The sequence below is a fragment of the Pseudomonas chlororaphis subsp. piscium genome (assembly GCF_003850345.1).
In the GTDB taxonomy this organism is placed as follows: Bacteria; Pseudomonadota; Gammaproteobacteria; order Pseudomonadales; family Pseudomonadaceae; genus Aquipseudomonas; species Aquipseudomonas piscium.
Genome location: NZ_CP027707.1, coordinates 3,571,091 through 3,593,373, shown reverse-complemented (window position 1 = coordinate 3,593,373; position 22,283 = coordinate 3,571,091). Strand labels below are relative to the sequence as shown.

Sequence of the window (22,283 nt, the reverse complement as noted above, 5' to 3'; positions counted from 1 at the left end):
TCATTATGATAAATAACCCTGCTGCCGTGGTGCGTCGTCGCGGACGGCCGATTGCCTTCGATCGCGACCAGGTCCTGGCCCTTGCGGCCGAGGTGTTCTGGCGCCTGGGTTATGAAGGCGCCTCGATGCCGGAGTTGTCGGCGGCCATGGGCATCACGGTGCAAAGCCTGTATGCCGCGTTCAGGTCCAAGGCCGAGCTTTACCAGCAGGCGTTGGCGCATTACCAGCGCAGCACCGGGGCCTTTGCCGAACGGGCACTGCGCGAGGAGACGGATGTGGTCGACGGCTTCCTCCGCCTGCTGCGCGAGGCGGCCCATGAGTACAGCCTGCCGGGCCGGCCGCGGGGCTGCATGATCTCCACCGCGACCCTGACCTGCGCGGTGGAAAACGATGGGATTCGTGAGTTTGTGAGCACCTTGCGGGCCAACACCCTCAAGGCCTTCGAAGCGCATATCGAGCAGGGCATCGCCAGCGGGCAACTGCGCGCCGATACCCAGGCAGCGGCGCTGGCCCGGTATATCGGGGCGATCATTCAAGGCATGTCGGTACAGGCCCAGGATGGCGCGGATTGCGCTGTGTTGCTGGCGATCGGCGAGCTGGCGGGGCGGGAAATAGAACGGGCCAGGGCGTGACGGGCATGCCGGCCCAATGCGCGAACCTCAGCGGTTGCCGAGGCCTGTGCCATCCTGTGAAACGCGGACGAACCGGCGCAGGGTTTCACCCGGCCCGGTGCGGAACTCGGTGGGCCTGGGCTGGCCCTCGTCCGCGGCGATGAAGACGAAGTCATCGCCTTCCAGTCGATAGCTGGCTGGCAAGTGCTTGCCGGTGTCGGCGCCCATGGAGTCGACCCAGGTAATGGACTTCGGCGTGGTCCGGGTGTCGAGGGTGAAACTACCCGCGAGCAACAACTCGCCCTCAAGCGTCACGACGCGAAACCCTTGCCCCTGGATCAGGGTAAGAGCTCCTGGGGGGCCATGTTCGTCAGGTGGGTTGCTGACCCCGTTGTCCTCGTACTCCACCTGTTCCCAGGCACCTTGAAGCTGTTGCAGGTCGAACTGGTCGTCGCAGGTCATCGTCGTTCGGGCCTTCTGTCTTCGCTGGATGGGAGGGGGTCAGTTGAAGATGTTGCGACCGATGCAGTACGTCAGCAGGTCCTGATCGCTCTCGACTTCCAGCTTGCGCATGGCGGAGATTTTCTGCGCGCTGATGGTCTTCGAACTGCGGTTCTGGCTTCGGGCAATGTCACTGACACTCTTGCCGGAAACGAACAGCCGCAAGATTTCAAACTCCTTGGGCGAGAGCATGGAAATCCGGTCGTCGATGCTCGCGCTGGATTCAATAACCGAGCTCGGCGCAGGTTCGAGACTCTGATAAGAACCTCTTTCGACAATGGTCTTGAGCGCCACTTGGATTTCATTGTGCAGCTGGCTTTTCTGGATCACCCCGACCACCCCCAGCTCATGCAGGCGCGTGAGGATCAACTGGTTGGAGATCATGGTCAGGATCAGTATCTGCAGGCGCGGGAAGTGGCGCTTCAGGTATTCGACCAGCTTGAGGCCGTCGCCGTAGGGCGAGTCCCCGGGCATGTTGTAATCGGTGATGACGATATCGACCGGCTGCTGTTCGAGGATCTCGATCAAGCCCTGGGAGCTGATCGCCTCACCGACTATTTCAAAGTCGCTTTCCCGCTCCATCAACTCGCGAACGCCGAGCAGAACAATCGGATGATCGTCGGCGATGACTACTTTATATTTTTCCATGACTAGCCACTCGTAATACGCCGGTTGGTAGGGAGCAAGAGTAAAGGATTGCGTTCATCAAATCTTGTCGCGTCTCATTCAAGTGCATTAAGAATATCCGTCAAGCTTTGTATCAGGCTTTTCACCTCCAGGGTCACGGAAGAAGTGATCGCGCTTTGCAGTATCCGGGATTCCAGTTCGGCGCAGCTTCTCGCCAGTCCGCTCAACTGCACGGCACCCAGCGCCCCGGCAGCACTGTGCAGCCGCTCGGCGAGCCGCTTGGCATCCTGGGCGTCGAGGGCGTCCGTCACGCTCTGGACATCCTGGCGCATGGTGCTGATGAACAGCTCGCGCATTTTCGGGGACAGCTCGATCATGGTGTCGCCGGTCGTGGGAGGAGGCGTTGCATCGATCATCGGTTGCGGTTCCTGGGCAGGCGCATTCGCGCAGAGATTCGACAGGTATTGGTGCAGGGTCTGCAGGCTCAAGGGTTTGACCAGCCAGGCACTCATGCCGACGGCCATGCAGCGGGCGCCTTCTTCGCGCATGGCATTGGCCGTGACCCCGACGATCGGAATCTCCCGGTCACGCTCACGCAGGGCACGGGCCAGTTCATAGCCGTTGAGCAGCGGCATGTTCACATCGGTCAGCACCAGGTCGAACACCTGCGGCTGCCAGAGCTGCAAGGCTTCTTCGCCATTGGAGGCGGCTGTCACGGTGCAGCCCAGGGCTTCGAGTTGCTCCTTGATGATCGCCTGATTGATCGCGTTGTCCTCGGCCACCAGGATATGCAGGCCGAGCCTGCTGCTCAGGTCGCCTTCGGGAGCGGCGGGTGCGATGGTTTTTCCGTGCAGGGTCAGCGAGACAGCCCTGGCAATGGCCCGTACATCATGGACATCCACGCTGCAACCCTGCAGAGGCTGGGCCGGAGGGTGCTCGCCGCTGACGCACAGGACCCGGGGGCCGGCCCAGGCGGGCAGGCTGTCGGAGGGTAGAACATCGACCAGCAGGTTGGCCTGGCGCGACTCTTCGACAAAGGCCGGCAATGGCTTGGCGACCACGCCGAGGCGATTCAGCCAGTCACAGGTGCTCTGCGTCAGTTCCACGGCGGGCGCCCGCACATACACCGCCTGGGTGGTTGGCAGGATGTCCGCGCAGTCTTCCAGCGAGCCTGGCATGACTTTCAGCCCCAGCCGCAGCGAGAAGCTGCTGCCCAGGCCGGGTTCGCTGACCACGCGCATCTGGCCGTCCATCATTTCCGTCAACCAGCGGCAAATCGCCAGGCCGAGCCCGGCACCGGCCTCGCTGGAAGCGTCGCGTACCTGGTAGAAGGTGTCGAACAGGCGTTCCTGTTGGGCTGGCGAAATGCCGATGCCGGAGTCGGTGACCTGCCATTCCAGGCTGGCCTGGCCATCCATGCATTCCAGGACCCTGACCCGCAGCACCACGCGCCCGGTGTCGGTGAACTTGATGGCATTGCTGAGCAGGTTGTTGAGGATTTGCCGGATACGCACCGGGTCGCCCAGCAGTTGGTCGGGCAACGTCGCATCGACACAGGCATACAGCAGCAAGCCTTTGTTTTCGGCGAAGACACTGTAGGCGTGCAGGGTGTCCTCGATCATCTGCAACGGGCAGAACTCCTGGGACTCGATCGCCATCTGCCCGGATTCGATCTTGGAAATATCCAGGACATCGCTGATCAATTGGAACAGGGTGCTGGACGAGCGCTGGATGGTTTGCAGGTGCTCGCGCTGCCGGGCATCCAGGCGCGTCAGCCCGAGCAGTTCCAGGGTGCCCAGAACGCCATAGAGCGGGGTGCGTATTTCGTGACTCATGGTGGCGAGGAACAGGGTCTTGGCTTCGCTCGCCGCAGCGGCGGAGCGTCGGGCCTGCTCCAGCATGGCCGCGCCCTCGATGTGACTGGTCACGTCGTGGAAGGCACAGAGCAAGGCATCCTCGCCCTGGTAACGGGTGGGCACGAAGCCTACCTGCAGGTGAGTACCCTCGATGTCCAGCCGGGCTTCACCGGCGACGGACAGGTCCTGTCGGCTCTCCAGGGCCGCTCGCAGTCTTGTGCTGCCTTGCCACTGCTGGGCTTTCCGGTTTTCCAGCAGGACCTTGAAGTCCGAGCGGCGCACCACGCACAGGCCGGTGGGCGCGCTATCGATCACGGCCCGGCTGAAAGCCTCGCTTTCGATGGTGCGTTGATAAGCCTCATAGACCGGTTTGACGATCCGCGACTGATACCGCCGACTGACCAGCCAGCCACAGCCAATGCCGCCGATCAGCAGGGCCAGCAAGACCGGCAGGGGCCACAGGGTGTAGTTGAAGTAGCTCTTGAAACCGACGGTGTAGAGGGCGGTCCAGGGCTCGGCGGAATGGCTCGTCACTTTGAAGACCATGCCGTCGCCGGTGATGTTCAGCCCGTCATGCAGCGTGACGCCCGGTTGCAGCGAACCGCTCAGCACCTTTCCGGAGGGGGCGACCAGGGCGATATGGTCATAGGTCGACCACGGCATGAGTCGCTTGATGTCATTGACCAGATCCATGCTCAACAGCGAGGCTATGCCGACCTGGTTACCGGTGCCCTGGACGCGTGACCATTGCGGCCCGAGATGGGCGCTGACATAGGCCAGCAGCCGGACGGGGGCCTCATTGTCTTGCTGCGGGGCAAGGGGGTGCCAATCGACCGCGCCATCGGTCCGCGCCGAATCTTTCGCCAGCAGAAGCTTGAGTGTTTGCAGGACGAGTGCCTTGTTGGGGGTGTCGTTTTTCCAGAGCGGGTCTCGTGAATGCCCGGCTGCTGGAATGCCGATATTGAAGTTGTCCTCGGCATCGAATAGAAAAAACGGCGGTGACTGGTAATGGGACGTGGACCAGAAGGCGCTGTAATAGTCGGTCAGGTGCTCTCCCAGCTCGGATAGCCTGGCCAAGGTGTCAGGCTCGACGTTCTGGTGATTGACCGACAGGCTGAAGGGCGTGGAAAAGGCAAATTCCTGGCCCAGGTAGTTGTGCGGTCCCTCTTCGGGCAAGGCGCTTTTCAGGTACGAACCCGAGTCGTTGGTGTGAAAGGGCACCTTGGTGCTTTGCACGGCCACGCCGCGGAGGAAGTCTTCATGTTCGCGGATGTCTTCCATCATCCGCGCAAAGTGCGCCTTGAACCTGTCGTGTTGTTCTTCGAGCAGTTTGTGCGACGACCAATAACTGATGGCGATCAACAGCAGGGTCAAGCCGAGAAAAATCAACAATCCCTTGTTCAGGCGAGTCGAGTATCGCTTCAGATTCTCGAGAAGCGTGTCCTGATGGTTCATCACTGGTATCCAAAAAAGCATGAAAAAGTCGAAGCCTTGAGGATTTTACCTTTAAACAACGACTTGTCAGTGATGTGGGGCATGTAATCCTGAAGGGGTGGATGTCCTCGGTTCAATAACTGGCGGCTGGACCGTCGTTCACCAGCAACTGTTGAAACTGTTCGGAGGGGACTGCGCGCGAGATCAGGAAGCCCTGCACCTGGCTACAATCGATCTTGCGCAACAGCGCCAGCTCTTCGGCGCTTTCCACGCCTTCGGCCACCACGGTCAGGCCCAGTTGGCGACCCAGGGCAATGATGCTGGTCAGGGCCTTGGTCAGCTCTTCGCTGGCGTGGCATCCCTGGACCAGGGCGCGATCGATCTTCAGTTCGGTGAACGGAGTCGAAACCAGGTTCATGTACGAGCTGTAGCCCTTGCCGAAGTCGTCCTGGGACAGGCCGAAGCCCTTGATGCGCAAACGACAGGCGCCGGCATAGAAGTTACTGATGTCCTGGGGCACCGAACACTCCATGAGTTCGAAACAGATCTGCCCCGGTACGCCCTGATGCTCCATCACAAAGTCGAACAGGCGGTCCGCCAGGTCGTGGCTGTTGAGCAGGTGGGTCGGCAGATTGATCGACACCGGAATATCGTAGTCCTGCTGGCGCCAGCGTGCCTGGGCCTGGATCGCCTGGCGCAGGACCAGCCACAGCAGGTCCTCCTCGAGATCGAAGGACTTGAGGGCGGGCAGGAAAGTGTCGGGCAGCATCATGCCTTGTGTCGGGTGCATCCAGCGGACCAGGGCTTCGGCGGCGACGATGCGGCCGTTGAACAGCGATTTCTTGGGTTGGAACCAGGCCTCGAACTGCTCTTCCTCGATGGCCTGGGCCAGCGCGGCCCGACTGAGCATGGAGGCCGGCAAGGGGCGCGGCGAGCTTGGTTGCGAAATGCTCAATTGGGTGGTCAGGGTTTGCAGGGCAGCAAGGTTCACCGGTTTCGAAATCAGGCCGATGACTTTCACCCCGAGATTCTTGGCAACCAGGCTGGCGCTCATCAGCATGCGCCGCGAAGCCGAGCTCATGATCGCCAGCGCCGGCTTGGAGTGCAGGGCCGCCAGCCTCTGGATGAACTGCACGCCATCCATTCCCGGCATCAACAGGTCGGTGAGCACCAGGTCGAACTTGCGCCATTTCAAGCGTTCCAGCGCCTCTTCGCCATCCCGTGCGCCTTCCAGGTAATAGGGGCCCAGCTCACCGAACAGATGCTGCAGGTACATGTGCTGGAAGGGATGGTCTTCAACGATCAATATGCTACAGGGCTTCATTCTTCGCTCTTTCATAGGGCGCTAGGTAATTGAACAGGGCGCGTAATGCAAAAGGTTTGACCAGGCAATGGTTCATTCCGGCCGCCAGACATTGCTCTTCTTCTCCACGCATCGCATTGGCCGTGGCGCCGATGATCGGGACCGTACAGCCACGGCGTCGCAGCTCCTTGGCCAGTTCATAGCCATTCATCACGGGCATGTTGACGTCGGTGAGGACCAGATCGAACCGCTCGGGATTCCACATCGACAGGGCTTCCTCGCCGTTTGACGCAAGTTCCACGCTGCAGCCCAGCTCTTCCAGCTGATCCCTGAGGATCAGCTGGTTGATGACGTTGTCTTCGGCCACCAGCACGTTCAGGTTCAGTTGTTTCAACGTCCAGTGTTCGTTGTGGTTCTCGGCCTTGGCCACCCACAGCCCCTGGGCCTGGCTGACCGCCTGATGAATGGAGCGCAGGTGGTTCAGGTTCACGTGCCAGCACCCGGTACGAACCTGGGGTTCGTTATTGCCGGTGCCGGTGGCGAGGATCAGCGGACCGGGCCAGTCGGGTTGCAGGCGCTGTTCCAGTTCGCCGGGGTGAACCTCGACCAGCAGACAGTCGCTGGTCGGCGCGATCTTCGAGGGATGGCAGAGCTGCACCCGCGCGCCCCACTGGCGCAGCCAGCCGCCGATGGATTCCGCCAGCTCCCGTACGCTGGACATCACATAGATGGTTTCCGGCAGCAGCTGCGTGGCGGGCAGGGTGACCGGCCCATCGATCGCCGCTTCCAGGGGCAGGGTGAGGGAGAAGCTGCTGCCCAGCCCCAGTTCGCTGACCATGCGCAGGCTGCCGTTCATCAATTGGGTGAGGCGCTGACAGATCGGCAGGCCCAAGCCGGTGCCCGCCACCACGTTGGCGTTGCCGCCGGTTTGATAGAAGGGTTCGAAGATCAATGGTTGATGATCCTGGGCAATGCCTTTGCCGGTGTCGGAGACCTGCCACAGGATGCTGGAGCGCTCGCCATCGCGGCTCAGCAGGTTGACCCGCAGCACGATGCGCCCCAGGTCGGTGAACTTCACCGCGTTGTTGAGCAGGTTGCTGAGGATCTGCCGGATGCGGGTGACGTCGCCGATCAGTCGCTCGGGGATTTGCGGGTCCACGCAGGAGTAGAGCAGCAGGCCCTTGTTCGACGCCGCCGCGGAATAGCCCTGGATCAGCTCGTGGACCAGGTCCAGTGGCGAGAACTCATTCAGTTCCAGGGCCAGTTGCCCGGCTTCGATCTTGGACACGTCCAGCACATCGCAGATCAACTGCAACAGGGTCGAGGAAGAACACTCGATGGCGCGCAGGTAGTCGCGCTGCTGGGTATCCAACTGGGTGCGGGCGAGCAGCTCCAGGGTGCCCAGCACGCCATACAGCGGCGTGCGTATTTCATGGCTCATGGTGGCGAGGAACAGGGTCTTGGCTTCGTTGGCCGCGTCGGCCATCTGCCGGGCTTCTTCCAGCGCGGCTTCCACCTGCTTGCGCGCGCTGATGTCGCTGAAGGCGCAGAACAACACGTCCTCGCCCTTGTAGCGGGTGGGCGCGGAACTCAGGTAAAGATGGCGCCCGTCGGTGGTCTCGAAGTAGTCGAAGCGGTTCGGTTCGTGGCTCTTGAAGGCTTGCTGGATCCAGCCGGCGCAGAGTATTTCCCGTTCGATACCGTCGCCCAGCCACTGCTGCGCCAGGGTGTTTTCCAGGACCACCTGGCCATCGGTACGGCGCAGCACGCACAAGGCCACGGGCGCGGTCTGGATCACGTCGCGGCTGAACAGCTCGCTCTCGACCAGGGCCTGGATACGGCTCAGCGCGGGGGTGATGAAGCGGTGTTCGATGCGGCGGGTCAGCAGGCAGATCAGGCTGATGCTGAACAGGCAGAACACCAGGGTGCCGGCCAGCTGGGGCCAGAGCGCGATCAGCAGGGCGCGCAGGCTGAAGGAGTAGACCAGTTGCCAGTCGGAGGTCATCAGCTGCTTGCGGATCACCAGGTGATCGGGCCACCAGCCACTGCCGACAAACCCGAAGAAGTTGCTGCCTTGCAGTTGCTGCAGGGCCTGGCCCAGGCGGCCGGCCGGGGTGTTGGTGAACAGCAGTGCGCCTTCGGAGTTGAACATCATGAACTCGCCGGCGCTCTGGTCGCTGAGGGCCTTGAGCACTTCCCGTCCATCCATTTCCAGGCCCAGCCAGCCGGAGTCATCGGAGCGCTCGTCGAGCCGGGTGAAAATGTACAGCTGCGAAGTCTGCGTGGACTGATCGGTGAGCCACAGCTCGTTGGTGTCCGGACGCTCCCCATGGTTGAGCGCCTCAAGCTTCGAGAGGATGGTACTGGGCAGGTTGGGGGAGGTGGGGTTGCTGCTGTAGAGGCGCATGACCCGAGCCTCGGGACCGGAGCTTACATACAGCAGGTTGACCTGCTTGGCCTTGAAATATTCGCGCATGCGCTGGCTCAGCCAGATGCTCCAGGGGTCATCGATGTCGCCCAGTTGCAGGTGCAGCTCTTCGCTGGAGGGCAGGTACACCAAGGCCTGGGCTTGTTTGGAACGGCGCACCGCGGACAGGCTGAGGCTTTCCAGCAAGGCCTCGCGGCTGGTGAAGAAGGTCTGGGCTTCGGCGATGGCGCTGCTCATGTAGCCGCGGCGCCGGGAAATGTCGTTGCTGAGGGTGGAATTGAGGAAGTTGTAGACGGCACCGAGGATGCCGACCAAAAGAATGAGCGCGAAAAGACGCAGCAACCTGCTGGCGGCTTCTGGACTGGAAAATACGGGACTGATCTGATGAAGGTAGGTCTTTAATCTCATTGACCCACTCTAAATAAAGCCTCAGAAATCCGGGATAGGACGATCCTTAAAGTCGCCGGTATTTCGCCGCTTCCAGCCCTGTTCACGGCGAAAAAAACCTGGCATGGGCGCCAGGTTTTTTCGGTGTGTTGCGGCTCGCGACAGCAGGTTCAGACCACTGCCAGTCGCTGCTTGCGCAGAGGCGCGGGGAAGGCTCGGTCGATGGCCACCAGGTCTTCGTCGTTCAGGCATAACCTGGCCGCCTCGGCGTTCAGCCGGACATGTTCGGGGTGCACCGCCTTGGGAATGGCGATCACGCCGTCCTGACGCAGGACCCAGGCCAGCGAAACCTGGGCCGTGGTCACGCCATGGCGTTCGGCAACCTGCTGTAGCACAGGGTGATGCAGCAGCTTGCCGGCCTGGGCGATAGGGCAGTAAGCCATGAGCGGCAAGCGCTGCTGTTGCGCGGCGGGCAGCAGGTCGAATTCGATGCCGCGTTCTTCGATGTTGTACAGCACCTGGTTGGTGGCGCAGGCCGGGCTCGCCAGTTCCTCGAGGTCATCGAGGTCGAAATTGGACACGCCCCAGCGACCGATCTTGCCGTCCTCGCGCAGGCGCTCGAAAGCCTCCACCGTTTCTTCAAGAGGGTATTGCCCACGCCAGTGCAGCAGGTACAGATCGATGTAGTCGGTACCCAGGCGGCGCAGGCTGCGGTCGCAGGCTTGGGGAATGCCTTTGCGGCTGGCGTTGTGCGGGTACACCTTGCTGACCAGGAACACCCGGTCGCGCTGGCCGGTGATGGCGGCGCCGACCACTTCTTCCGCGCCGCCCTCGGCGTACATTTCGGCGGTGTCGATCAGGCTCATGCCCCGTTCGATACCGGCCTGCAGTGCGGCAATCTCGGCGTTGCGCTGGTGGCGCTCCTCGCCCATGCGCCAGGTACCCTGGCCAATCACCGGGACGGGCACGCCCGCCAGCTCGAGTGTTCGCATGACAATCTCCTGAAGGTTGGCGAAGGCCCAGAGAAGCAAAGCCGTGTCGAGCGGTCAAGGCGACGCAGAGGCTGGCGGGTGTTTCCCGAGAAAGATCAGGGGAGGTTAGACCGATTATTTCCTTGGGTCATGGCGTGCGCCGGAAAGGCGTTACCGTGACGCGTTTGTCCGTCATGCGTTCACGGGTAAAGTTGTCGATCACGGTCAATGTGTGCAAGCGACGGCCGTCGAACAGCGCATCAGCAACGAAGTCCATGTTCCTTACCTCGTTGATTACACTGGCGGTGCGCCGTGGCGAGCCAAGGCAGGCGAAGTTCGTCTGTAGAATGCAGAAACCAGGGCAAAACCCTGGTTTCTGGTGACACCCGTCCCCGAAGAACGACCTATAAAGCGATTAGGTCGTCAATCGGATACCCGTAGCCGGTCTATTCGGAGTTTCCCTAGACAGGATATGGCCGGGTTGACCTTCTCGGTGCTTCCCTTACTGCAGGAATGGCACAGCCAAAGCGTCTGGTATTAATGCAATCGCCGCTACAGGGCTGCCAGAAAACTGAGGATTCGGGCTTGTGACTTGCGTTGGACCGCTCCATGTGTGCCCATCTGACGAAGTTATATAATAGAACTGCCCGGAGTTGGCGCCGGCACCTTGGTACGAAACGTAAATCTGGCTACCACTACTTCCATTAACAACTGCCACGGATGGCGATTGAGCAATGCTCACTCCAGGGATTTTGATGGGTGAAGACCAACCTTGTGAGTTGGACGGATTAGTCGATGTTACATACCAAAGTGCACCGTCATTGCTGCCGCCTTGATAGAATATATAAAGAGTCTGACTGCCGTTGACTGTATAAACCACTGCTGCTGGCGCATAGGACATATTCACTCCGTTGGCTGGAACATTTCCTTGCCAACTACTGCCACCGTCCGAGCTCCACGTATACCACATCTGGCTACTATAACCAGAGCCCGAAACGAACACATAAATATTGTTGTCCCATACCACCGGGCACGGAGAGTAGCTCATCCCAATGTTGGGAACATTCTTGTCTTGGCTCCATCCCCCACCCCCCTGGCTTGGATTCCAGATGCTATACCACAACTCACCATCCTCGGACCGCCCTTGATGAAAAATGTATATGGAGTTACCATATTGTATTGCAGAGGGAGAGTCCCACATCTGCGCATTAGTACCGGCAGCATACGATTGGCTTTCTGACCAGCCTCCCTCTCCGCTAAGGATGCTATAATAAAGCCCAAGATTATTACCTGGTCCTTTGTAGAATAAATAGAGAGTGTTGTTAGGGGAGAAGACTACAGCCGATGGTGTGTTCGACATGCTAACCTTGTTAAGTCTGGTCGCCCAGGACCAAACCTCATCAATAAACACGCTATATGACACCGCTCCCGTGTTGTTGTAATCTTGGGTAAAGCAATAAAGTTGCCCATTGTAAACGGCCATGGATGTATTTTCTGTGACGCTCAAATTGTTGATTTGGGCATCCGGAGACCAGTTTGTACCATCAAAAATAGAACACCATAGCTGGCCATTGAAATCCGCGCCCTCATGGAAAACATATATCTTCCCCTCGAAGGTCGTAGCGGAGACGCTCCCGGAAATATTGGCACCCGGCACAGTGTTGTTACCGGACCACGTACTTCCATTACTAGAGGTAGCATAGACTAGAGCTGCGTTGCTTCCTTCTGCTGCGGGATTTGCAAAACAATACAAGACATTATTTAGAACTGTCGCAGACGGTGATGCTGCGCAGTCAAGTCCTGTGGATAGGAATATGCTCTGCGACCAATGAACCCCGTCTGTAGATGTCGAGTAATAGACCTCCTTGGCATTTCCTTCCCCTTGGTAGAAGATATATAGGGTTTGATTTCCAGAAACAGGAAATACGACTGCGGAGGGTGATGCTGATAGTCCGCACGCGGGCACCTGAGTAGGTTGGGACCAGTTTACTGCATCGGTTGACGTGATATAGAGAAGCTCTCCATTTCCACTGCTGCTCTGATAGAACACGAATAATGTAGCGACCGCATTGACAGTAAACTCAACGGCAGACGGACTGCAGGACAAGGTTACATTGGGGATCGGCACGGATTGGCTCGACCAGGTGCTGCCGCCAATATAGGTGTTGTAATAAAGGCTGCCGCTGTTTTCGTAGAAGCAATAGAATTGATTGTTGAAGTTCACGCCAGATGGAAAGTTGTTCATGTTCTCAACGCCTTCCACCACTTGGATTATCTTTTTCGCCACATCCTGGATTATATCTGAGCATGCGCTGAAGATTATCGACTTAGGGTTCGATAGATCAGTGGCAAGGAATACAAGGCCGTCAGCTGCAGGGGAGTTTGTGTTCATGAGTTTCTCCTTGAGTTTTTTGTAAATCCAAATACAACATGTGAAACTCCGGCTGAAGAGCCCGGATGTCTGCCTTCTGGATTGATTTCCAATAGATGGATCATGCTGCTCTATAGCGAATCATAAAGACCTCCTTATTTAGCTGAATGAATATGTCAGCATCGGCCAAGAATATAACTAGCCCTACCTCGTACAGTTGACCGATGTTCTGAAGGGCCTGCTCGGCCGACCATGATCCGTACGCCTACTTGAAGGACGTACTCACGCTCCCGCCCGCTTACCCAAGTACGCAGAGGCCACTTATCCGCCTCTTAAATGGTTGAAATAATTGTTAACTGCTGCACAACCAGTCATCTCCCGTCATGCAGCAGTAATACCAGCGTTAACCCATAAGAACGAAGTTCATAATCTCACCAGTAATGGGACTGGCGAGGGCCTGGGCGGGAGCATTTGCCGCAGCCTGGCCAGCCGCTTCGATGGCCATATTGCGGATATCTCCTGTGGTGGGCAGCCCGACGAAAGCCAATGCCCCATTGACGGCTGCTAGGGTGTCGTTTATTTCGGTGCCAGTTGAGGATTGGATCGTCGTAGTAGTAGCAGGTACATACACAACATTGGTCGTTGGCTGCGGGGAGGACCAGTTCGATCCGTCTGATGTCGAGGTGTAGTAGATCACACCAGGTGGATTCACGCTCGGAGTCGACCCCCAGGAAGGGCTGCTCATGAAGAACACGTAGAGCACTCCATTGAACTCGACGGGGTAGACGAACTGGGCAACAAAGTAAGGAACAACACCATTAGTCTGCGTCTGGAAGGTTGCCGTCGAGCCGATAGTGTTGAGGCCAGACCAAGTCGTGCCATCGTACGTACTGAAGGAAACTGGGAAGTTGGTATACGGGGTTCCCTTTCCGCTGCTGTCGCCGGTGTATCCACCCGTTTTGGTTACGTAGAACACATACAGCGTGTCATTGAAAACAATGGCTCGGGGCGGGGTTCCAGGATCGATACCATTAATCGTCTGGGGATCAGCCATTTGGATACCATGCCACTCGCTGATGATCGTCGATGAAATATTCGGCACGGGGTACTGAGTCCACGTGCCGTTGGCATAGGTGCAATATTGCAACGCGACTGCGTCTCCACCGACAGCTCCGGAGCTTCCTGCGGCTTGATAGAAAACATACGGTTGAGCTGTCCCACTCCCGGATGCAAAGGAAACGGCAGATGGGGATAGCGACATGAATCTATCGGCGTTGCTTCCCGCTGGGACAACCTCGTTGACGCTGCTCCAACTGCCTGAAGGGCTCATCGATGCGTAATATAAGAAGCCCGAGTGATTCGAACCCTGCCAGAAGACATATAGCTGGTTAGGATCGCTTGGAAAATCGAGGGGCGGCATAGCGACGACAGCCACGTTGTCATTAGTGTAGATGTCGCTACTGATTTGGCTGGGGCTCGACCATTGCAAACCATAAGCGCTATTGGTTGAAGAGGGGCTGGCGTATGTGCCATCGGTGGTTGTGTATTGGATGTAACCGCCTGTGGCCGCAGGCCAGAAGACGTAAAGCAACTCGTCGCCCGAGGAGTCGGAGGAGGGGAATGTCGCCGCAATCGGCAGCACTGACGATGAGGGGGAAACACTGGCTGCAGCCGCTTCTGCGATTACAGTATTCCAACTCCAGCATTTCACATCGAAGGTGCGACTGAAGAACAGTTGGTTATCGGCGGTGATCGACCAGCCCTTGAAGGGTGAATAGTTGGAGGCATCTACGCCTTGGGTTACACACCACAGGTTGTTGTCAAAGGCTACGACCGACGGTCCTGTACTGCAGTTCATACGGCTGATCTGGGTGGCGGGTGCAAGCTTCATAGGAACCGTCTCCGCGGTCTGGGTAGTAACCTCGGGGAAGATATCGTAGTAAGTAGTCCCGTCATGCTGGTACATCAAATAGATTTGTCCATTCGCGACGCAGGCTAGAACCCCCTTGGTAGTCACGGTCAAGCTTGGACTGGTCTCAATTTGCCCCCACGTTGTGCCGTCGAGCGAGTAGCTACATTGTAGTGTGCCGGCGTCGTTACTGCCGGAACTCACCCAGAATAGGTACAATACGCCATTAAAAGTCACAATTGCCGGCGAGCAGGCGCTCGACACAGATGAAGCGCCAGGGATGTTCTGCGCACTCCCAGTCGCTATATTCGTGAGGTAGTTGATCGCCCCGCTGCCTGTATTGAAAAATACGTAGGGCGTACCATTAAACGTGACTGAAGCCGGAGAGTTAGCCATGGATATAAAGTTTGCATCACCGCTGAGGAAGCTGGAATTTTGCCCATAAGCGTCCCCAGCGTTATAGCCCACTGCTGCGATTGCTGGAGTGCCAAGGTCAACATTTTGAGCATCAGCAGTTGGCAATGGAACCTGCATGTAGGCCAGAGCCCCAGAGGTGTAGTTTAGTTCAGGAGAGCTTTCCAAGTATGTGCTGTTATAGAAAACGTAGATGTTGCCGTTAGCAATCGTTGCACTTGGAGCACCCGTCATCGCCGGGTAGTAGACATTATCAACGCCGCCATCGGAAGTGGTTTGATCCATGCAGAAAGCCCCCTCCATTAAACATCCTTGCGACGTACTCATGGGCATACATGTGCAATAGCCTATCTGTCCAGCGTTGGTGCCACTATTGTTGTGGTAGATATAGAGATACGAGACGCTGCTGAAAGAGTTGTAGTACATCATGGCGTTTGCCCAGCCATCGATGGTCTGGACCGTTGTGGTGCCAACCGGGGACCAAGACGAACTGCTTATATCATGAACGATATAGGCGAGTACTCCCGGGCTTGACGCTAATTGGAAGAAGATATTCAGTTTCCCGGAGCTCTGTAGCCAGTAGCTGGAAGGTGAATCGGTGATGAAGACGCCGGACACGGCCGCCTGCGTCCAGGACGTGCCGTCGGAACCTAAGAGGCAGTACATCAGCGGCACGCCACTACCGGAATCAATACCGCCGTAGAACACGAACAGTTGGTTGTTACCGGACGAGTCGGTGCATGCGCATGCCGATGGCGTTCCAGAAATGATGGCCGAAGAGGTCACTCCCTTCGGGACGATCTGAGTCGATGTTGACCACGTTCCAGTCGAACCGGAAAGGCAAGAGTAGAAAAGCGCACCGGAACTGCCTTCCCCCTGATAGAACACATATAGGTCGTTGTTATATACCGTGGCCGTGGGAGACCCAGTTAGTTGCACGCCGTTCACTGCATACGGTGTGCACCAACCCAAAGCATCACTATCAGTTACGTTCGGAGTAGATGTAGTGCAATAGAGCTTGCCGCTGGCGGTGTCCTGATAGAACAGATAGACCAAGCCATTGAAGTAGGCCAAGGCCGGCGATCCAGTGGCTGTGGTGCCGGAAATTGGGAGCGACGAGTTGGTAAAGGACCATTGTGTTGGTCCGCCGCTGCTCGCAAAAATTCCCTTCGCCGTGTTCACCGCCACAATACCAATCGAGCCAGTGCTTTCCGTAATTGGGAGTACCGCGGGCGAACCGGTGACGGAGGGAAATTCATTTCCCGGCTCTACGACGGCAGGCAGCGTAGCCCCCGGGGTCCACTGCCCATTTTCGTATACCGCATACTGAAATGCTGACGTAACGCCGGTCCAGTTGGAGTCAAACGAAGAATAGAAGAGCCAGGGTTGAGGCGCTGAAAAACCCGGTAGGTCAACTGCAAGCAGAAACGCCCCGCCTGGTCCGACAACGTTGCCATCGCTCCCAGCTCCGAGTGGAGTAGCTTGCGAAGTACCTGTACTGTCACTCATGGATGATACAAATGCCGCCAATGACCCTAGGAGGGCAGCCTCATTGGGAATGTTGCCGGTTGGATAGACGTTGTTCAACCCATTAATTATGGAAGTGAAATAGATATCCGATGTAGATGCCATGCTGTTATTGAATGATTCGGGCGGAAATGTCGCTAGGGTTGAACCGTATCTATCATCCACTGTTTTGCCATTTGACAGTGTCGACGCTGAACTCCAGGAAGTCCCATCGAAGGATACGTAGCAAGTAGAGAAGCCTTGATATCCTGCTGGTCCATAGCTTTGATAGAATACATAGAGGAGTGGGTCGGGTGCACCCGGCGGGGTATGAACGATGGCGCTGGAAGATAATACACAAATAGTTGATCCGTTAGCGGAAACAACCGGAACTGTTACGGGAGAGCCAAACCCTCCCGCTGAGTCGGGATAAGCAATGTAGCTTGGCTGCTCACTATTTTCATCCACATAGAAAAGAAGTATCTGCTCTGTGTCAGACCCAGGCGCTGAATAAACAACTGGTGAGAGCTGTCCAGTCCCAATGTTTGGGCCAATACCATTGGGGGCGAGATCAGTCCATGTCTGTCCATCGGACGTTGTAACGCAGCCAATTTCCAAGCTTGACGAATAGAACTCGGAATTCGTGCCAGTCTTCGCATAAAACAGGTACAGTTGAGGAGCTTGCTCTCCGGGCGGAGTGAAGACAACAGGATATACACCCCAGGTACCACCCACCATAAAACCATCTTGACAAACCATAGGGACGTTGATGATGGGGATTTGCGTTGGCTGAGACCAAGACCATGTTTGACTGCTAAAGATGTTGTAGTAAATAAGTCCGGTTTGCCCCTGGCTTCCCGGTTCGCCGCCATAGAACGCATAGACATTACCACCGAACATCACGGCCGAGATGGCGGTAGACGGTTGACTCGGTGGAGGATTGGTCATTGCGCAGAGCTGATCCGCACTGAGAGTCCCGTATTGCCTGGCGCTATAATAAGGGTAACCTCCAACACCGTCGTCTGAGGTATACAACGACTGTCCCTGGAAGAAGCTGTACATCGTAGTTCCATTAACTACGAGCGAGGGAACTGAATATACATTCCCAATGCCAGGTATATCCGCATAAGGCGACCAGTATAGCTCTTGCTTAGTGTTGATTTGATTGATCCCGGTACTGACGGCGTCACCCGTTACGTTTCCGAAAAAGTCAACGGCTATATCAGACCAACCTTTGTCATTTGTACCCAGCGCAATTCCGTAGTTGACTGCCCGCAGGATATTTTTGGTTGCTTTGTAGATAATAGGCATAAAAAGTTCCTTCTTTTAATCAATTGTGATTAATAGTCGATAGTTAAGTAATGTTGCTTCGGCAATCTAGCGTGCAGGCGAAAAGATCAAAGTGTTACGTCACCTTCAATCACAGAGTCTGCCTACCATGATCCGTACATCTACTTCCGGGGTGTACTTACCGTACCCACCCGTTACCACTCTCTTTGCGCATGATTGATGCGGTCCTCGACGAACACTGTTCAGAGGTCGATGAACAAGCCCATGTCCAATGCACTGATAATGCGAGGGCGTGCAGCCGTCTGAGCCCCAGTACACAGAGGCCACTTATCCGCAGTGCTGCGAATAAGCAGTGGCCAGCCGTATGTTGTATTGATTCTTTGCGTAATCGGGTCCGTTGTAGGCCGCTGCAAAAACGGCCCAGTCCTTCGTCCTCAACGCGTCGCGGAATGGAGGTCGATCGATGAACTGCACGAATGCCGCCAGCTGTTCATCTGCTCCCGCACGATGTGCTTCGGCGAAGTCGCGCACTGTCGAAAAGCCGCACGCGGGATAGTTGAAGCCCATCAGCTGGAACGTCCCCCAACTGGCGGACTCCAATGCCGCGTCGTGGTCCAGGGCCATAGCGGCATTAAGCCTGGCCCATTCTCCTTCCAGCGAACCGGCATACTTGGACTTGTCCCAGTGCGGATAACTCAGGTCGGGAGCAGTGGCATCGAAGTGCCCGCTCGTAAGTCGGTGAAAGATGTGCCCTTCGAAGAGCACCTTCGGTTCATTGGACGGCGGTGGAAGGAAGCCGGTGCCAGCCGACTCAACGCTGGCGACAGCCTGCAAGCAGGCGACTTCCACGCCAAGATTCCGTGCCGATGCGGCCCATGCCTGATCCGAGATAATTAGACTCATGCTTGTTTCCTCTAAGGTAGTGGTGCGGGTGAACTCGTGCTGTTGCCGCTGGAATCGCGCGGCGCAGTGGCAACAGGTAGATGGAGGGTGGCTGACGTCTGTGGAGTCCCCGAGGGTATTGACAGCGTGTACTGGGCCGGAGGCAGGTACACGGTCTTGTCGGGCAGGTTGAACTGATAGTGATGGAAGAGCGTGGCGCAGATCAGTCCTGCTCCCAGCACAACCAGAACGATGCCGGGAGAGGACGTGTTCAGCGCTACCTTCAATTGCGGTGTTTCTCCGCTGAGGGAGGTGGCTGGCTCTTGTAATCGACCAAGCACGAAGACCGCACCGACCAGACACAGCACCATTCCGGTCAAGAAGCCGAGGTTCAGCAACGAGGCCTGACGCAGAATCACCGCGTTGGTGGCCTGCTCTCTTGCTCGAAGCGTTTCACGCTCGAGAGTTACCAGGGCGTTCCACCGCATCAGCTCGGCCTTGGCTGCGCTTTCCAAGTCGTCAAGGGACGCCGATGCTTCCTCGACTTCAGGGGCAGTTTGCAGCTCGACGTGCATCAGGTGTATCTGGACGAAGCTACTCAGAAAGAACAGAAGCCCCATCACAGCAATGGCTCGAGTCATGAAGGGGAGGACCTTCAATTGCCATTGGTCGTTGGTCGTCGGCAGTGTTTCGATGGAAGCGTTCATGGTCCGTTTCTCTCCTCGCAATTGAGACGTTGCACTGCGAACCTCTCGGCGTGGTGTCATGCAGATAGCCAGCTGTAGCAGCTCCGTTGCTATCGACTTTCAGCCGCCTTTTCCCTTCACCTGAAGCCAGTGGATGACGGCATACCGCGGGGCGGTAATGAGCTCGCCAGAGGATTTGGTTCGACGATCAGGAGGCTAGTTCGAGCGTTTGGAACCTCGCTAGTACCAACGAGGTTTCCACTGCTCTCGTATGCTGAACCGCAGACATCGACGTCGGCGCCAACACTGCAAAACAGTGCGCCGGGATATCGACGTGGCGAACAAGTTGGGAAAGCCTTTGGTTCGGCGGGGGGACTTTCTTATCGTCTGACTTGCGGAGTCCCGTATTGTCGGTCGCTGAATCACCGCGGTACTCAAGGGGGGAGGACGAGGCCCAGGCGCTGGCACCAGAACACGGCTACAGACACCGAGTCAGTTCAGCGCCATTCAACGAGTGGTGCAACAGATTCACCGGATTGAGTCGTCGCTGATTGCTCGGCCCACGGAGCTGTAGAACGAGAACCAGCGATGGCTCGACTCGATGTGGCAGGGGGGAATTCAGTGCCAGAGCATTAGCTCAAGACTTCCGCCGCCTTGTGCCGTTCACCTGCGATGCCAAGACTGCGGCACAGGACATCACTGGCCAGTTGGATCGCCTGCTCACATCGCTTCAATGCCCATTCGAATGGGGCTTTCCATGCCTTGGCATAGGCATGCCAAGTAATTCCCAGGGTCTGAGCGCGAGCCAAATCTGAACAAGGGCGACGACCACTGCCCTGGCACTTTTGACAGGGCCCGGAACGTCCATGAACAAGCTGATACCCGGCTCCCTGACATATCGAGCAAATCACCGCGGTACTCAATTCGCCCAACACGCCACGAGTAAGGCGTTGATAGACGGAGCTGGGAGAGGGCCATCGTTGTTCTTTAGCCACTTCCATCGCGCTTCGATAGGAAGTAAGGCTACTTGCCGGGCTTTGCGAGCGATGCCTAAACGCGGTCAGATCGAGTTCCGCTATGTCATGAGCCAGCTGGGTAGTTAAAGCCTGAATTGCACGTACCTTGCATTGGTCCAGAACTTGCCGCAACAACATTCGCTCTATATCTCGTTTGTTGTGGGATGCGCTATCCGGCCACCAAACGTAGCAGAACAACTCTCGAGAGAATTCATCGTTGATCATCCTCAATGCAGCTGATACTTCTCGTGAGGATAATCCTGAATAGCCTCTCTGAATTACGCTCCATTCTGAACTGTTTTGACCCATGCAGCACAGTAAAGTACGACCGTCCATAGTCCTCTCCATAGAAGTCACAGCGACTCGGATGTCGTCCTGCCGGGCTCACTCACTATGGCGTTCGATAGGTCTCCGCTCGAGCGCTAGACGAAGTCGTTACCCCGTAGGCAACCCGCTCAGGGACACAGATGGACATCGTGCTGAGAGCAATGAATGGGAGTCCCCAAAAGTGTGATTTCAGGCCCCACGCCTAGTGAACTTGCCGGAGGAACTGGTCCGACGGTGAGGACGCTAGTTCGAGGTTTTGGAACCTTGCCAGTACCAATGCGTTGGATCTGCGACCTCGTGGACGTCGCAATCTGTGCGAGTCCAGTAAGCGCAAAGTTGTTGCTGATATTGACCGTGACCAGTTGTGCGCGATGACCACGCAGGCAGAATGCAATGGGAGTAAGAAACGCTTCCGTTAATGGCCGACCTCGGTAACTTCAAGAGACCAGGGTGGTCTGTCCCGGGCCGGGTGGACACTGACTCAAGGTGGAAATGTCCACCGCAAGGAGTGGTCATGACTCAGGCCGGACGTTTTCCCGAATCCTTCAACCGCGAGGCGGTAGATCAGGTACTCGCCGGTACACCACTTCGTCATGTAGCCGAGGCGCTGGGCATCGCTGAAAGCCTATTGGGCAAATGGAAGTGCCAGTACGAACAGCAAGGTGACGGTGCTTCTCCGGGTAATGGCAAGCAGCGCGGTGAGAGTGCCGAGCTTCGTCGTCTTAGGTCACCATGGAGCGCGATCGCAGCGCCTTCAGCGCCCTTCGTGCTGGCGGCGATAAGCCCCCGGCTGCACACCCACAGCCTTGGCGAAGGCCCGGGTAAAGGCGGCGACCGATTGATAACCCACCGCCGCGCCGACCTGTTCCACGGTGTGGTTGGCCTTGAGCAACTGGCAGGCATGGCGCATGCGCAGCGCCAGCAGGACCTGGCCCGGGGATTGCCCGGCCAGTTCGTTGAAGCGCTTGAAGAAGGCCGAGCGCGACAGCCCGGTACAGGCTGCCATGCTTTCCAGGGGCCAGGGCTGTTCGGGGTGCTCGATCAACTGTTCCAGCAGCGCCGCGAAAGCCGGATGGCGGGCCAGCGCCACCAGCCCGCCGAGACCCTGGTTGTCGGCCACCTGCTGGCGCAACACATAGAGGAACAGCAGATGGCTCAGGCGCTCCAGCAGCGCCGAGGAGGGCGCGGGTGTGCGCTGGCATTCTTCCAGGATCAGCTCGAACAGGGCCCGGGCCGCGCTCAGGGACGGGTCGCCGGCGCGCAGCACGATCCAGTCCGGCAGGCCGTCGATGATCAGCGACGACAACCCGGACCTGAAGTGAAAGAAGCCGCAGACCAACCCCACGCCATCCTCGGCGTCAGCGTCGAGCGCCTGCATGGCCATGCGCGGCAGTTCACGGGCGGCGCCCTGCGCTTGGGCGCTGGACAGGCGATAGTCCAGGTCACGCAGCAGGAACACCGCGTCCCCGGCATTCAGGCGCTGGGCCTGCTCCTGGCCCTCGATATGCAGCCAGCAATGGCCCTGCACGATCAGGTGGAAGCTGGCCCGGGCCAGGCCGTGGGTGCTGGCGTGCCAGCCGCCGCAGTAGCGGCCGACATGGAACAGGCTGGCGTCGAGTTCGAGGCTTTCTAATAACCAATCAACCAGTGGGCTGGACGAAATCATCTAATGGAAACACTCAGGAGCAAGTAATCGCTACTTTAGAATATGGATCGGAATTCTTATAACCAACAGACTTGCCGGACACCTACACAACAGGAGTC

Annotated in this window: 14 protein-coding genes and 1 pseudogene; 2 read left to right on the top strand and 13 right to left on the bottom strand. The window is 57.6% G+C overall.

The genetic code is table 11. From position 1 onward, the window contains the following. Positions 1-5: 5 nt before the first annotated feature. Positions 6-632 carry a TetR/AcrR family transcriptional regulator gene (locus C4K38_RS16510; protein ID WP_053279308.1) on the top strand — a complete coding sequence of 209 codons (627 nt, stop codon included), beginning with the start codon at positions 6-8 and terminating at the stop codon, positions 630-632. Positions 633-659: 27 nt separating this feature from the next. Here the strand turns inward: C4K38_RS16510 and C4K38_RS16505 are convergent, their stop codons facing one another. From C4K38_RS16505 to C4K38_RS16455, 12 genes are all read right to left on the bottom strand, one after another. After that, entirely contained in the window at positions 660-1,073 is a 414-nt protein-coding gene (locus C4K38_RS16505; RefSeq protein ID WP_053279307.1) for a TIGR03067 domain-containing protein, read from the bottom strand. A 39-nt stretch (positions 1,074-1,112) separates the two neighbouring features. Next, entirely contained in the window at positions 1,113-1,760 is a 648-nt protein-coding gene (locus C4K38_RS16500; protein ID WP_053279306.1) for a response regulator, read from the bottom strand. A gap of 74 nt (positions 1,761-1,834) precedes the next feature. Further along, positions 1,835-5,050, bottom strand: a complete 3,216-nt coding sequence (locus tag C4K38_RS16495; RefSeq protein WP_053279305.1) for a hybrid sensor histidine kinase/response regulator — start codon at positions 5,048-5,050, stop codon at positions 1,835-1,837. 112 nt (positions 5,051-5,162) lie between these two features. Continuing rightward, entirely contained in the window at positions 5,163-6,305 is a 1,143-nt protein-coding gene (pvrR, locus tag C4K38_RS16490) for a response regulator cyclic di-GMP phosphodiesterase PvrR (RefSeq protein WP_462687213.1), read from the bottom strand. Positions 6,306-6,339: 34 nt separating this feature from the next. Further along, the gene (locus tag C4K38_RS16485; RefSeq protein WP_053279303.1) at positions 6,340-9,168 is read right to left on the bottom strand and encodes a response regulator; all 2,829 of its coding nucleotides are present in this window, start codon (positions 9,166-9,168) and stop codon (positions 6,340-6,342) included. A 149-nt stretch (positions 9,169-9,317) separates the two neighbouring features. Next, on the bottom strand, positions 9,318-10,139 hold the full coding sequence (locus tag C4K38_RS16480; RefSeq protein ID WP_053279302.1) for an aldo/keto reductase: 822 nt from the start codon (positions 10,137-10,139) through the stop codon (positions 9,318-9,320). 127 nt (positions 10,140-10,266) lie between these two features. Continuing rightward, entirely contained in the window at positions 10,267-10,395 is a 129-nt protein-coding gene (locus tag C4K38_RS32730; protein ID WP_269458477.1) for a hypothetical protein, read from the bottom strand. A gap of 225 nt (positions 10,396-10,620) precedes the next feature. Further along, complete coding sequence (locus tag C4K38_RS16475) at positions 10,621-12,510, bottom strand: exo-alpha-sialidase (protein WP_124345289.1); 1,890 nt, start codon at positions 12,508-12,510, stop codon at positions 10,621-10,623. A gap of 382 nt (positions 12,511-12,892) precedes the next feature. Continuing rightward, positions 12,893-17,629, bottom strand: a complete 4,737-nt coding sequence (locus C4K38_RS16470; RefSeq protein WP_124345288.1) for a hypothetical protein — start codon at positions 17,627-17,629, stop codon at positions 12,893-12,895. Between the two features lie 306 nt (positions 17,630-17,935). After that, a complete protein-coding gene (locus C4K38_RS16465) occupies positions 17,936-18,511 on the bottom strand; it encodes an N-acetylmuramidase family protein (RefSeq protein WP_053279300.1) in 576 nt (191 codons plus the stop codon). Between the two features lie 11 nt (positions 18,512-18,522). After that, positions 18,523-19,197 (bottom strand): hypothetical protein, encoded by a 675-nt coding sequence (locus C4K38_RS16460; RefSeq protein WP_053279299.1) that lies wholly within the window; start codon positions 19,195-19,197, stop codon positions 18,523-18,525. Between the two features lie 611 nt (positions 19,198-19,808). Further along, complete coding sequence (locus C4K38_RS16455) at positions 19,809-20,528, bottom strand: hypothetical protein (protein ID WP_124345287.1); 720 nt, start codon at positions 20,526-20,528, stop codon at positions 19,809-19,811. 409 nt (positions 20,529-20,937) lie between these two features. Here C4K38_RS16455 and C4K38_RS32900 point away from each other — a divergent pair. Further along, positions 20,938-21,186: pseudogene (locus C4K38_RS32900) on the top strand (transposase); the annotation flags it as partial. Positions 21,187-21,273: 87 nt separating this feature from the next. Here C4K38_RS32900 and C4K38_RS16445 read toward each other — a convergent pair. Continuing rightward, entirely contained in the window at positions 21,274-22,185 is a 912-nt protein-coding gene (locus C4K38_RS16445) for an AraC family transcriptional regulator (protein ID WP_053279298.1), read from the bottom strand. Positions 22,186-22,283: the final 98 nt, after the last annotated feature.

What these genes read in the sequence shown, in the direction of transcription:
- C4K38_RS16500 (WP_053279306.1), bottom strand. Translation starts at nt 1,760, where the DNA reads ATGGAAAAATATAAAGTAGTCATCGCCGACGATCATCCGATTGTTCTG.
- C4K38_RS16480 (WP_053279302.1), bottom strand. Translation starts at nt 10,139, where the DNA reads ATGCGAACACTCGAGCTGGCGGGCGTGCCCGTCCCGGTGATTGGCCAG.
- C4K38_RS16445 (WP_053279298.1), bottom strand. Translation starts at nt 22,185, where the DNA reads ATGATTTCGTCCAGCCCACTGGTTGATTGGTTATTAGAAAGCCTCGAA.
- C4K38_RS16495 (WP_053279305.1), bottom strand. Translation starts at nt 5,050, where the DNA reads ATGAACCATCAGGACACGCTTCTCGAGAATCTGAAGCGATACTCGACT.
- C4K38_RS16455 (WP_124345287.1), bottom strand. Translation starts at nt 20,528, where the DNA reads ATGGACGGTCGTACTTTACTGTGCTGCATGGGTCAAAACAGTTCAGAA.
- C4K38_RS32730 (WP_269458477.1), bottom strand. Translation starts at nt 10,395, where the DNA reads ATGGACTTCGTTGCTGATGCGCTGTTCGACGGCCGTCGCTTGCACACA.
- C4K38_RS16460 (WP_053279299.1), bottom strand. Translation starts at nt 19,197, where the DNA reads ATGAACGCTTCCATCGAAACACTGCCGACGACCAACGACCAATGGCAA.
- C4K38_RS16510 (WP_053279308.1), top strand. Translation starts at nt 6, where the DNA reads ATGATAAATAACCCTGCTGCCGTGGTGCGTCGTCGCGGACGGCCGATT.
- C4K38_RS16475 (WP_124345289.1), bottom strand. Translation starts at nt 12,510, where the DNA reads ATGAACACAAACTCCCCTGCAGCTGACGGCCTTGTATTCCTTGCCACT.
- C4K38_RS16505 (WP_053279307.1), bottom strand. Translation starts at nt 1,073, where the DNA reads ATGACCTGCGACGACCAGTTCGACCTGCAACAGCTTCAAGGTGCCTGG.
- pvrR (WP_462687213.1), bottom strand. Translation starts at nt 6,305, where the DNA reads ATGTACCTGCAGCATCTGTTCGGTGAGCTGGGCCCCTATTACCTGGAA.
- C4K38_RS16470 (WP_124345288.1), bottom strand. Translation starts at nt 17,629, where the DNA reads ATGCCTATTATCTACAAAGCAACCAAAAATATCCTGCGGGCAGTCAAC.
- C4K38_RS16485 (WP_053279303.1), bottom strand. Translation starts at nt 9,168, where the DNA reads ATGAGATTAAAGACCTACCTTCATCAGATCAGTCCCGTATTTTCCAGT.
- C4K38_RS16465 (WP_053279300.1), bottom strand. Translation starts at nt 18,511, where the DNA reads ATGAGTCTAATTATCTCGGATCAGGCATGGGCCGCATCGGCACGGAAT.